Source organism: Neobacillus sp. S1227 (assembly GCF_055385255.1).
Genome location: NZ_AP038276.1, coordinates 4,484,864 through 4,497,427, shown reverse-complemented (window position 1 = coordinate 4,497,427; position 12,564 = coordinate 4,484,864). Strand labels below are relative to the sequence as shown.

Sequence of the window (12,564 nt, the reverse complement as noted above, 5' to 3'; positions counted from 1 at the left end):
AAAAATTTATAACCTGTTGACAATAAAATTTTAAGGTAATATAATAAATCTTGTCTTTGATTACTTAATATGTCCCAGTAGCTCAGCCGGATAGAGCATACGCCTTCTAAGCGTACGGTCGGGAGTTCGAATCTCTCCTGGGACGCCACTACTACATACCAAAATATATACTCACCTCAACAGGTGAGTTTTTTTTGTGCTTTATTTATGTTACAATTTTCCAATGATAACTTACAAGGACGGATTCTTATGAAAAAACGGGAAAGAGTGAGAAAAATAGATAACGTGATTTTTTTTCCCGGAATGGAAAAAAGATTAACGGACAAAGGCTTAGAGAGCCTGCACGATAAAAAATATGCTGAAGCCATCGAGCTTCTGGAAAAGGCGAAGGAACTGGATCAGGATAACGATGATGTTTTAATCGGCTTGGTCCTTGCCTATTTTGAAGCTGGGAATTTTCAAAAGGCAAAAGTCCTTGCTAAGGAATTGCTCCATAAAGGAATTGGCGACTATTTTCAATTGGTAGATTTATACGTAACAGTGCTTATTCAGCTTCATGAATATCAGGAAATCGTCTTAACAATTGAGGCGCTCTTGGAGGAAAAGGAGATTCCGCCGGAAAGACTGGATCATTTTTTAACCCTTCTCCAATTCAGCCGAAAAATGGCAGAGAACAAAAGCCTCGAGTTAGAGATTGATGAGCCTGAGGATACTACTCCGGATTCATTAAATCTATTTTCCTTAACTAGCCTAAATGAGCAAATGCTGGCTATTTCAAGACTTTCAGATAAAAACATCAGGCCTTATGTCTCCGAAATAGAAGACTACTTAAAAGCGGTAATAGGCCATCCCTTTTTAAAAACTATCCTATTAACTCTTTTAAAAGAGCAGGAAGTCGATAAAGACATAAAAGTGGTTAAATTTTCGGAAGAAATAACTGCAAATCCGATAGGAATACCAGATGTAAGACATCAGCCCAAAATGGCCTCTATTAAAGAACTGCTTGAGAATCGGCTTGAAAGCAGTAATCCCGTACTATTTGCCAGTATTAGTGAAATGGTAGAGCGTATTTTCTTTATCAGCTATCCATTCGAATTGGAGCCAGAGAATCCGGCCGCTTGGGCTGCGGGCTTTCAATATTTGGCGCAGGAATATATGGGAATAAACTCCGAAATAAATGAATTAGCTAAATGCTATGATGTTTCGCCGTCTGAAATCACCCTTGCTATACAGGAAATAGAAGAAATTGAGAAAATTTCTTATCCTAATCTATAGCCTTCGCTGTTGAAAGAAACAAATCCTGTGTTATAATGTAAGGGTTGCATTGTGTAAAAAATTATTTCACAGCAAAAAAAAGTGGAAAATGGCTTCGTGGACAAGACATATTCCGAATTTAAATTCGTTACGAATGAAATGAGTAATAGATGTTGGAGGGAAAAGAATGACTGCAAAATGGGAAAAGTTAGAAGGAAACCGCGGTGTCCTTACAATTGAAGTAAGTGCAGATAAAGTAAACGAAGGTTTAGACGCGGCTTTCAAAAAAGTAGTAAAACAAATTAATGTTCCAGGCTTCCGTAAAGGTAAAATGCCTCGTGGAATGTTTGAAAAGCGCTTTGGTGTAGAAGCTCTATACCAAGATGCATTAGATTTTATCTTTCCAGATGCATACATGACTGCAATCGATGAAACTGGAATCGAGCCAATTGCTCAGCCTGAAAATGTTGATTTTGACCTTGAGCAAATGGGCAAAGATAAAGACTTTACATTCAAGGCAACTGTTCAAGTAAAACCTGAAGTGACTTTAGGCGAATACAAAGGTCTAGAAATCGAAGAGCTTGACACAACTGTAACTGACGAAGATGTTCAAAAAGAATTAGAAGCTCTTCAAAACCGTCATGCTGAGCTTGTTGTGAAAGAAGAAGGAACTGCTGTACTTGGCGATACAGTTGTGATCGACTTTGAAGGCTTTGTTGATGGCGAAGCATTCGAAGGCGGAAAAGGTGAAAACTACTCTCTTGAACTAGGTTCAGGCTCTTTCATTCCTGGCTTTGAAGAACAACTTGTTGGCCTTGCTGCCGGCGAATCTAAAGATGTCGAAGTAACTTTCCCTGAAGAATACCATGCAGCAGAGCTTGCAGGTAAACCAGCTGTGTTCAAAACAACTGTTCACGAGATTAAAGGTAAAGAACTTCCTGCATTAGATGACGAGTTTGCTAAAGACGTAGACGATGAAGTTGAAACTTTAGATGCATTAAAAGAAAAAATCAAAACTCGTTTAGAAGACAGCAAAAAGCATGAAGCAGAACACCACCTGCAAGATACAATAGTGGAAAAAGCTGCTGAAAATACTCAAGTTGAACTTCCTGAAGTGATGATTGACAATGAAGTAAATCGTCTCCTTCAAGATTTTGAACAACGTCTGCAAATGCAAGGCATGAACCTTGAGCTTTACTATCAATTCTCCGGCCAAGACAAAGAAGCTCTTCGCGAACAAATGAAGGCTGATGCTGAGAAAAATGTTCGTGTAAGATTAACTTTAGAAGCTATTGCTAAGGCTGAAAACCTAGAAGTGTCTGAGGAAGATGTAACTGCTGAGCTTGAAAAAATGGCAGGAATGTACAACATGTCTGTTGACAACATCAAAAAAGCTCTTGGCGGAACAGAAGGCATCAAAGATGAACTTAAATTCAAAAAAGCAATCGACTTTCTTGTTGAAAACAAGAAGTAATACGTAAATAGTTCCAAGGCACGATTTTTATCGTGCCTTGTTTTTGCTAATATGCAGAAGGAAGCTTTCTGCTAGAAAGCTTCCTTCTGCATAACGCATAAATTCAACTACGCCTTATTGAATCGTCCTATCGGACTCGCCAATCGGCGAGTTTACATTTATACAATTTTTCAATTACATATTATAATAAGGACAGGGTAACCTTTTTTATAAACGGGTGGCAGGAATAAAATTTTTGACGGCGAATTAATTAAATCCAAGATTGATTTATAAAAATTATGGTTAAGCTGTTTGAGGTACATATTCCATTTTTAAAGCGAAGTCCAGACAAATAAAAAACATATTTTGAGAAAAGCTTTTTAGTTCCAGTCCGCCCGCTAAATGTGTTACAATGCAAAATACATACCTAATGAATTGTAGAAAAACTCGGATTTGTTTGGAATTTTCGCGAGCTTTAAATAAAGAAATAAGTCGTCTTAAGGGGTGAAAGGGTTGTTTAAATTTAATGATGAAAAAGGACAACTGAAGTGCTCATTCTGTGGGAAAACGCAGGATCAAGTCCGCAAGCTTGTTGCCGGACCTGGAGTCTATATATGTGACGAATGTATTGAACTCTGCACAGAGATTGTGGAGGAAGAGCTAGGAACAGAGGAAGAAGTAGAATTTAAAGATGTTCCGAAGCCAAAGGAAATTTGCGAAATCCTTGATGAATATGTAATCGGACAGGACAAAGCAAAGAAAGCATTATCGGTGGCTGTTTATAACCATTACAAACGGATCAATTCCAACAGCAAAATCGATGATGTCGAGCTTTCAAAAAGTAATATTTGTATGATTGGACCGACTGGAAGCGGTAAAACGTTGCTGGCGCAAACATTGGCGCGCATCTTAAATGTGCCGTTTGCAATTGCAGATGCTACATCGCTTACAGAGGCCGGCTACGTTGGTGAAGACGTTGAAAACATCTTATTAAAATTAATCCAAGCTGCTGATTACGATGTAGAGAAGGCAGAAAAAGGAATTATTTATATTGATGAAATTGATAAAATTGCCCGTAAATCTGAAAATCCTTCGATTACCCGTGACGTTTCCGGTGAAGGCGTTCAGCAGGCATTATTGAAAATTCTTGAAGGAACGGTTGCGAGCGTTCCCCCACAAGGCGGAAGAAAGCATCCGCATCAGGAATTTATCCAAATTGATACAACAAACATCTTATTTATCTGCGGCGGAGCCTTTGATGGCATTGAGCCAATCATCAAGCGCCGTTTAGGACAAAAGGTTATCGGCTTTGGTGCTGATCCGAAACAACAGCAGGAAATCAGTTCAAAAGAGTTGCTTTCCAAGGTTCTTCCTGAAGACCTTTTACGCTTCGGCTTGATTCCTGAATTTATCGGTCGTCTGCCGGTTATTGCAAGTCTTGAGCAGCTTGACGAAGGTGCGTTAATTGAAATTTTAACTAAGCCAAAGAATGCACTTGTCAAGCAATATCAAAAAATGCTTGAAATCGATGATGTAGAACTTGAGTTTGAAGAAGGAGCGCTGCAAGAAATCGCGAAAAAGGCGATTGAACGTAAAACCGGTGCCCGCGGCTTACGTTCCATCATTGAAGGCATCATGCTTGATGTCATGTTTGACCTTCCATCCCGTGATGATATTTCAAAATGTATCATCACGAAGGATACTGTCGCGGACAACAGCGTTCCAAAGCTAATCCTTGAAGATGGTACGGTTGTTAAAGAAGAGAAATCTGCATAATAGGTGAGGACCCGGACTTATTGGTTCGGGTTCTTTTTTGTATTGGTTTTAGGTTACTGTCGGATATGTTCGTCCAATTTTCGGATAGGGCATGTTAACTTGCGGTTGGGCCCAGTCAACTTGCGGATAGGGCATGTTAACTTGCGGTTGGACCCAGTCAACTTGCGGATGGGGCTTGTTAACTTGCGGATGGGTCCAGTCAACTTGCGGATACACTCTCCAACTTGCGTGTATTCCAACCCCCTTCAGTTTTTGCATTTCATGGTTTATTCCGCCAGTCTGCAGGAAATACTTATTAATATCTACAGGAGTTAATTAGATACTGGAGGGAAACGAAATGAGTTGGACGGGGATCGCCTTATTTATACAATTGTTTTTTGGAATAATTATTGGTCTTTATTTTTGGAATTTGCTCAAGAATCAGCGCACGCAGAAGGTGTCAATTGACCGGGAGTCCCGGAAGGAAATGGAGCAGCTTCGTAAAATGCGATCCATATCCCTAACCGAACCGCTTTCTGAAAAAGTTCGTCCGACAAGCTTTCAGGATATTGTCGGTCAAGAGGATGGCATTAAATCTTTAAAAGCAGCCCTTTGCGGACCGAATCCGCAGCATGTGATCATCTACGGACCGCCTGGTGTCGGTAAAACGGCAGCAGCAAGGCTCGTTCTCGAAGAGGCCAAAAAGAATGCAAAGTCTCCATTTAAAAAGGATTCAGTTTTTATTGAATTAGATGCCACAACTGCCCGCTTTGATGAAAGGGGAATTGCTGATCCGCTAATCGGATCGGTTCATGACCCAATCTATCAGGGAGCTGGAGCAATGGGTCAAGCGGGGATTCCGCAGCCAAAACAAGGGGCGGTTACAAATGCTCATGGGGGTGTCCTCTTTATTGATGAAATTGGCGAGCTGCACCCAATTCAGATGAATAAACTGCTCAAGGTCCTAGAGGATCGTAAGGTATATTTGGAAAGTGCCTATTACCACGAGGAAAATACACAAATACCTACACATATTCATGATATTTTTAAAAATGGGCTTCCTGCCGATTTCCGCTTAATCGGAGCGACCACTCGGACGCCAAGTGAAATACCGCCCGCCATCCGATCACGCTGCATGGAAGTGTTCTTTCGCGATTTAAACCAAGAGGAAATAGTAAAAGTAGCGAGAAAGGCTGCGGAAAAAGTCAATATGGAAATTAATGATACCGGAGTCCATACTCTTTCTACATATGCAAGAAATGGACGGGAAACCGTCAATATGATTCAGATTGCGGCGGGTCTGGCCATAACCGAAGATCGGCAATATATTAAGGACGAAGATATTGAATGGGTAATTCATTCAAGTCAAATGACACCGCGCATGGAGCGGATGATTAATGATGCTGCGCAGGTCGGACTCGTCAACGGCTTGGCTGTTTATGGACCAAATTCCGGCGCTCTTCTTGAAATCGAAGTGACTGTTATTCCAGCAAAGGAGAAAGGTTCCATCAACATTACTGGAATTGTCGAGGAAGAAAGTATCGGTGGACAAGGGAAATCGATCCGCCGCAAAAGCATGGCGCGGGGATCGATTGAAAATGTGATCACTGTTCTCCGATCGATGGGTGTGCCTGCGAATGATTATGATATTCATGTCAATTTCCCTGGGGGTGTGCCGATTGATGGTCCGTCCGCAGGTATCGCAATGGCGACTGGGATTTACTCCGCAATTTATAAAATTCCAATCGATAACACGGTAGCGATGACAGGTGAAATCAGTATCCATGGAAACGTCAAGCCGATCGGCGGGGTCTACCCAAAAGTAAAAGCAGCGAAAAAAGCGGGAGCAAAAACGGTCATTATCCCACAGGAAAATCTCCAAACGATTTTAAACGAAATTGACGGAATTCGAATTGTGCCGGTTACCCATTTGCATGAAGTTTTTGAGATTGCGTTTGTGAACGAATTTAAGAATAATCATGCCGTGACGGCTTCCATTGAATTAACGAAAAAAGAATCGATCTAAATTATCACTTCGGTTTGTTCTTAAAAGCAAACCGAAGTTTTTATTTTCGAATGCTGTAAATTACTTTTTCATAACTTATAGTGAAGTAATTTTTTTCGTTAGGGAGAAACTAACGTATATTGAAAAAAGCGCTGTCTCTAAAAATAGACACGTTAATTCAAATAAGATAGAATTGTACAAAGACTTATTCTGCATTAGCAGTATAAATTCATTTTTTTGCATGTGGAGGTGCTGTATTTTGGCGAAAGAGAAAGAATTGATCGTCCCCCTCCTGCCGCTTCGGGGATTGCTCGTATTTCCGACCATGGTTCTTCATTTAGATGTTGGCCGTGACAAATCGGTTCAGGCACTCGAAAAAGCGATGGTTGATGACCATATCATTTTTTTAACCACCCAAAAGGATGTTTCCATTGATGAGCCTGCTGAGGAGGATCTTTACCGATTTGGAACGTTAACAAAAGTAAAGCAAATGTTAAAGCTTCCAAATGGTACGATTCGCGTTTTGGTGGAAGGGTTAAGCAGGGCAGAAATCGTAACATTTCACGATGAGGACGATCATTATGCTGTCAGCGTTGTCACCTATGAAGATTCTGACACCAAAGATGTAGAAGACCAGGCTCTAATGAGAACCATGTTGGAATATTTTGAACAATACATAAAATTATCAAAAAAAATCTCGGCGGAGACGTTTGCTTCTGTTGCCGATATTGAAGAACCTGGAAGAATGGCGGACATTATCGCCTCCCATTTGCCGATCAAGTTGAAGGAGAAACAAGAAATCCTTGAGACAATTGAGATAAAGCAAAGAATGAACCGGGTGATTGACAGAATTTTCAACGAAAAAGAAGTCCTGAATCTTGAAAAGAAAATTGGCCAGCGGGTTAAGAGGTCAATGGAAAGAACGCAAAAGGAATATTATTTGCGCGAACAGATGAAGGCGATCCAGAAGGAATTAGGGGATAAGGAAGGCAAGACTGGCGAAATCGCCGACCTCACCAAGAAAATAGAAGAAGCGGGAATGCCGGAGCACGTTTATAAAGCAGCCATGAAGGAACTTGATCGTTATGAAAAAGTGCCAACAAGCTCTGCGGAAAGTGCGGTCATCCGTAATTATATTGAGTGGCTGATTTCGCTTCCATGGTTAAAAAAGACGGAAGACGATATTGACATAAATCGGGCAGAGAAAGTTTTAAACCAGGATCATTACGGTCTCGAAAAGGTTAAGGAGCGTGTCCTTGAATATTTAGCTGTCCAAAAGCTGACGAATTCCTTAAAAGGACCGATTCTCTGCCTGGCCGGACCTCCGGGGGTGGGAAAAACAAGCCTAGCTCGTTCGATAGCAACCTCGCTTAATAGAAATTTTGTTCGTGTCTCGCTTGGAGGCGTCCGTGATGAATCCGAGATTCGCGGCCATCGCAGAACGTACGTCGGCGCGATGCCCGGCCGGATTATTCAGGGAATGAAAAAAGCCGGCACGATTAACCCGGTTTTCTTGCTTGATGAAATTGATAAAATGTCGAGCGATTTCCGCGGCGATCCGTCCGCGGCACTTCTAGAGGTTTTAGATCCAGAGCAAAACCATAATTTTAGTGATCATTATATTGAAGAAACCTATGATTTATCGAAGGTCATGTTTATTGCTACCGCCAATAACCTTGGCACTATCCCAGGACCGCTGTTAGACAGGATGGAGATCATTACAATTGCCGGCTATACGGAATTGGAAAAGGTTCACATCACAAGGGACCATTTGCTGCCTAAGCAGATTAAGGAAAACGGACTTTCCAAGAATACCCTGCAAGTACGTGATGATGCAATCTTAAAAGTCGTCCGTTACTACACTCGCGAAGCCGGTGTTCGAAGTCTGGAACGCCAGATGGCTACTATCTGCCGGAAAACGGCGAAAATTATTGTTTCTGGAGAAAAGAAGCGGGTCGTCATTACGGATAAGAACGTTGAAGAATTTTTAGGAAAACCAAGGTTCCGTTACGGTCAGGCGGAAGCAGAGGACCAGGTAGGCGTAGCGACCGGACTCGCTTACACCACTGTTGGGGGGGACACCCTGCAAATAGAAGTCTCGCTAGCACCTGGTAAAGGCAAGCTTGTCCTGACCGGTAAGCTTGGCGATGTCATGAAGGAATCGGCACAGGCTGCATTCAGTTATGTCCGCTCTAAAGCTAAGGAACTCGGCATTGAAGAAGACTTTCACGAGAAACACGATATTCATATTCACGTACCGGAAGGCGCCGTTCCAAAAGACGGACCATCTGCAGGAATCACCATCGCTACGGCTTTGGTATCGGCTCTAACCGGAAAACCAATCCGACGTGAAGTGGGGATGACAGGTGAAATCACGCTCCGCGGCAGAGTCCTTCCGATTGGCGGACTTAAAGAGAAAACGTTAAGTGCACACCGGGCCGGACTGACGAAGGTAATTTTACCGAAGGACAATGAAAAGGATATTGATGACATTCCGGAAAGTGTCCGCGGCGAATTGGAATTTGTCCCGGTTTCCCATGTCGATGAAGTATTGAAGCATGCCCTTCTTGAAGGTGGAGCACAATGAAGGTAACAAGTTCGGATATCGTCATTAGTGCGGTAAAGCCAGAGCAGTACCCGGAAACGGATTTGCCCGAGTTTGCTCTGGCCGGCCGCTCAAATGTTGGGAAGTCTTCTTTTATAAATAAAATGCTAAATCGTAAAGGGCTGGCAAGAATCTCTTCCAAGCCTGGTAAAACACAGACACTTAACTTTTTTCTAATAAATGAAATCCTCCATTTTGTGGATGTTCCTGGCTATGGTTACGCAAAGGTTTCCAAAACTGAACGGGCCGCATGGGGGAAAATGATTGAAACCTATTTTACAACGCGAGAGCAATTAAGGGCCGTTGTCCTAATTGTTGACTTAAGACATCCGCCGACAGAAGACGATGTGATGATGTATGATTTTTTAAAGCATTATGAAATCCCGTGCATTGTCATTGCCACAAAGGCGGATAAAATTCCAAAGGGGAAATGGCAAAAGCATGCCAAGGTTACCCGCGAAACATTAGATCTTGACGAAAACGACCAGATTGTCATTTTCTCTTCTGAAACAGGTGAAGGGAAAGATAAAGCTTGGTCAATACTTGAGAGCTATATGTAGAAAATAAAACGGCCTGCGGTCTATCACCGCAGGGCGTTATTTTTTCTTTTTAAAAAGAAAGTATAAACCAATAAGAATTAGAAGGACAGGCCAAAATTTCCAAACAAGGCTCATCCCATTCTGCAATAATCCGAAATACCCGGCAATATTATCATAAAAAAGGAGCAATACAGCAACAATAAGAAAAAGGAAGGCTTGAAATAACCCTGATCCCGTTTTTTGAAAACGCAGGAAGAAGCCAATCGAAATAATCAGGATTAACATGCCAATCGTATTTTGCGGCCAAAAGGAAACGTTGCCGGCCAAATGAAAATGAAGGCCGAACCCGGTCATAATGACTCCGGGAAGAACTGCTTCGGAATCGCCGCCAGAATAGCCTTGGCCTAAAAAGGCAATCCCGACAATGACCATTAGTGTTGGCCAGGTAAAAAATGCAGGAAACATTGTCATTCCCAATTGCTGTAATAAAAAGTAAGCACCAAAACCGATTAAAATGATTCCAGGAAAAACTTTTTGACTTTTCATTGAAAAACACCACTTCCAGTAAGGTTCACTTGAAACTAGTCTGTTTTTTTGTTACTGTACATAAGGAAGTATTCCTATTTAACTAATCTTTTTATTTTTCTATATTAACATACAGTGTCATTTTATGTTCACAATTTTCGTGTTCTGACGGAAAATGTTCATGTTATAATCAGTCTAGTTATTACTGTAAACATATTGGGGGTGTCCAAAACAATGCATATACTAGTGATTGGTCTGAATTATAAGACTGCCCCTGTTGAAATCCGTGAGCGGTTGACTTTTAATGAAACCGATGTTGTGGATGCCGTTCAAAAGTTAAGCACGAAGAAAAGCATCCTTGAGAATGTTATTTTATCAACATGTAATCGTACGGAAATCTATGCGGTCGTTGATCAATTGCATACTGGCCGTTACTATATTAAGGAATTTCTCGCTGATTGGTTCGGAATGGAACAGGCGGAGTTCTCTCCATTTCTTTTCGTTTATGAAGAGGATGGCGCGGTCGAGCATTTATTTAATGTAACCTGTGGATTAAATTCCATGGTTTTAGGGGAAACACAAATCCTTGGACAGGTTCGCACAAGCTTTATGAATGCCCAAGAGCATGGAGCAACAGGTTCGGTCTTTAACCATCTGTTTAAGCAAGCCATTACATTGGCAAAGCGTGCGCACTCTGAGACAGAAATCGGTGCCAACGCTGTATCTGTCAGCTATGCAGCGGTTGAACTGGCCAAGAAAATTTTTGGCTCACTTGCCAATAAGCATGTGTTGATTTTTGGTGCTGGAAAAATGGGCGAATTGGCTGTTCAAAACCTGCACGGTAATGGCGTGAGAAAGGTGTCGGTTATTAACCGGACATATGAAAAAGCAAAGGATCTTGCCGGACGTTTCGACGGTGAAGCTAGAACCATCGATCAATTGGAGAAATTGCTTGTTGAGGCCGATATCCTAATCAGTTCAACAGGAGCGAAGGATTTTGTCATTACAAAAGAGATGATGGCAGCGGTTGAGAAGAAGCGAAAAGGCAAGCCATTATTTATGGTTGATATTGCTGTTCCGCGCGACTTGGACCCGCAAATCGCTGAACTTGAAAACGTCTTTTTATATGATATTGACGATTTAGAGGGAATTGTCGAGGCCAACCTTCAAGAACGGAAGAAAGCAGCTGAGAAAATCATGCTGATGATTGAAAAGGAAGCAGTCGACTTCAAACATTGGCTCGGCATGCTTGGTGTCATACCGGTTATTTCTGCACTCCGGGAAAAAGCACTCGCCATTCAAGCTGAAACAATGGAGAGTATTGAACGAAAGCTGCCAGATTTAACAGACCGCGATAAAAAAGTCTTAAATAAACATACAAAGAGCATCATTAATCAGCTTTTAAAAGATCCAATTTTACAGGCGAAGGAATTGGCAGCAAGACCGGATGCTGAACAGGCAATGGACTTATTCATGAAAATCTTTAATATCGAAGAGCTGGCAAAGGAACACCATTCTAAAACAGCCGAAACGAATAAATTAACGGTCGCAGAAGCACGGGCTTCTTTTTAAATGGGGGCCCTCGGCTATGTATGATGTCTTAATGACGAGGCTGCATGAATTTACGGTTGTTCTTTATGCCTTCTGTGTTCTATTATATTTTTTCGACTTTATTCACCATAACCGGAAGGCAAACCGGATTGCCTTCTGGTTACTTGCATTTGTATGGGTTTCACAAACGGTATTTCTAGTTTTCTATGTGATGAAAACAGGAAGGTTCCCGGTCCTAACCATCTTTGAGGGACTCTATTTTTATGCCTGGGTATTAATAACATTATCAATTGTTATAAATCATTTATTACGAGTTGATTTTATCGTATTTTTTACCAATATCCTTGGCTTTACGGTCATGACGATTCATACCTTTGCACCAATGCAATACCATTCTCACGTCATGGCAAACCAGTTGATTTCAGAATTGCTATTAATTCATATCACAATGGCAATACTGTCATATGGGGCGTTTTCATTATCATTTGTTTTTTCGGTGTTATACCTTCTCCAATATGATTTATTAAAAAGGAAGAAATGGGGTACTAGACTAATCCGTCTTGCCGATTTAGACAAACTTGAAAAATCATCTTACATATTAGCGATCATCGGCGTTCCAATGCTGCTGTTAAGCTTAATCCTAGGGCTGCAATGGGCGTTTCTGAAACTTCCGGGGATGCCTTGGTATGACATCAAAATTGTCGGCTCCTTTATTTTACTCACTGCATATAGCATTTATTTATATTTGCGGACAGTGAAAAATCTCTCAGGAAAGAAATTGGCAATTTGGAATGCCGCTTCTTTTCTAATTGTATTAATTAACTTTTTCTTATTTGGACAATTATCATCTTTCCATCTATGGTACTCATAATTTAGG

Annotated in this window: 9 protein-coding genes and 1 tRNA gene; 9 read left to right on the top strand and 1 reads right to left on the bottom strand. The window is 41.3% G+C overall.

Annotated features, from left to right (window positions below):
• Positions 1 to 71 precede the first annotated feature (71 nt).
• The 7 genes from ACZ5AE_RS22600 to yihA all read left to right on the top strand — a co-directional run bounded on the left by ACZ5AE_RS22600 (position 72) and on the right by yihA (position 9,632).
• A tRNA-Arg gene (locus tag ACZ5AE_RS22600) sits at positions 72 to 148 on the top strand.
• 101 nt (positions 149 to 249) lie between these two features.
• The gene (locus ACZ5AE_RS22595) at positions 250 to 1,275 is read left to right on the top strand and encodes a tetratricopeptide repeat protein (protein WP_464566778.1); all 1,026 of its coding nucleotides are present in this window, start codon (positions 250 to 252) and stop codon (positions 1,273 to 1,275) included.
• A 166-nt stretch (positions 1,276 to 1,441) separates the two neighbouring features.
• Positions 1,442 to 2,728: a trigger factor gene (tig, locus tag ACZ5AE_RS22590; RefSeq protein WP_464566777.1), complete on the top strand. Its 1,287-nt coding sequence runs from the start codon at positions 1,442 to 1,444 to the stop codon at positions 2,726 to 2,728.
• A gap of 492 nt (positions 2,729 to 3,220) precedes the next feature.
• Positions 3,221 to 4,483 (top strand): ATP-dependent protease ATP-binding subunit ClpX, encoded by a 1,263-nt coding sequence (clpX, locus tag ACZ5AE_RS22585; protein WP_464566776.1) that lies wholly within the window; start codon positions 3,221 to 3,223, stop codon positions 4,481 to 4,483.
• 337 nt (positions 4,484 to 4,820) lie between these two features.
• Positions 4,821 to 6,488 carry an ATP-dependent protease LonB gene (gene lonB, locus ACZ5AE_RS22580; RefSeq protein WP_464566775.1) on the top strand — a complete coding sequence of 556 codons (1,668 nt, stop codon included), beginning with the start codon at positions 4,821 to 4,823 and terminating at the stop codon, positions 6,486 to 6,488.
• A gap of 238 nt (positions 6,489 to 6,726) precedes the next feature.
• Positions 6,727 to 9,054, top strand: a complete 2,328-nt coding sequence (lon, locus tag ACZ5AE_RS22575; RefSeq protein ID WP_464566774.1) for an endopeptidase La — start codon at positions 6,727 to 6,729, stop codon at positions 9,052 to 9,054.
• The gene (gene yihA, locus ACZ5AE_RS22570; protein ID WP_464566773.1) at positions 9,051 to 9,632 is read left to right on the top strand and encodes a ribosome biogenesis GTP-binding protein YihA/YsxC; all 582 of its coding nucleotides are present in this window, start codon (positions 9,051 to 9,053) and stop codon (positions 9,630 to 9,632) included. Before lon ends, yihA begins: the two co-directional genes overlap by 4 nt.
• 36 nt (positions 9,633 to 9,668) lie before the next feature.
• Here yihA and ACZ5AE_RS22565 read toward each other — a convergent pair whose 3' ends face one another.
• Positions 9,669 to 10,157, bottom strand: coding sequence for a LiaF transmembrane domain-containing protein (locus tag ACZ5AE_RS22565; RefSeq protein ID WP_464566772.1), 489 nt, complete (start codon positions 10,155 to 10,157; stop codon positions 9,669 to 9,671).
• 213 nt (positions 10,158 to 10,370) lie between these two features.
• On the opposite strand from ACZ5AE_RS22565, the gene hemA reads away from it, so the two are divergent.
• Positions 10,371 to 11,708, top strand: a complete 1,338-nt coding sequence (gene hemA, locus ACZ5AE_RS22560; protein ID WP_464566771.1) for a glutamyl-tRNA reductase — start codon at positions 10,371 to 10,373, stop codon at positions 11,706 to 11,708.
• A 16-nt stretch (positions 11,709 to 11,724) separates the two neighbouring features.
• Positions 11,725 to 12,558 carry a cytochrome c biogenesis protein gene (locus tag ACZ5AE_RS22555; RefSeq protein ID WP_464566770.1) on the top strand — a complete coding sequence of 278 codons (834 nt, stop codon included), beginning with the start codon at positions 11,725 to 11,727 and terminating at the stop codon, positions 12,556 to 12,558.
• Positions 12,559 to 12,564: the final 6 nt, after the last annotated feature.

Excerpts from the sequence above, each read along its gene's own strand:
- ACZ5AE_RS22595 (WP_464566778.1), top strand. The coding sequence starts at position 250 with ATGAAAAAACGGGAAAGAGTGAGAAAAATAGATAACGTGATTTTTTTT.
- tig (WP_464566777.1), top strand. The coding sequence starts at position 1,442 with ATGACTGCAAAATGGGAAAAGTTAGAAGGAAACCGCGGTGTCCTTACA.
- lonB (WP_464566775.1), top strand. The coding sequence starts at position 4,821 with ATGAGTTGGACGGGGATCGCCTTATTTATACAATTGTTTTTTGGAATA.
- yihA (WP_464566773.1), top strand. The coding sequence starts at position 9,051 with ATGAAGGTAACAAGTTCGGATATCGTCATTAGTGCGGTAAAGCCAGAG.
- ACZ5AE_RS22565 (WP_464566772.1), bottom strand. The coding sequence starts at position 10,157 with ATGAAAAGTCAAAAAGTTTTTCCTGGAATCATTTTAATCGGTTTTGGT.
- hemA (WP_464566771.1), top strand. The coding sequence starts at position 10,371 with ATGCATATACTAGTGATTGGTCTGAATTATAAGACTGCCCCTGTTGAA.
- ACZ5AE_RS22555 (WP_464566770.1), top strand. The coding sequence starts at position 11,725 with ATGTATGATGTCTTAATGACGAGGCTGCATGAATTTACGGTTGTTCTT.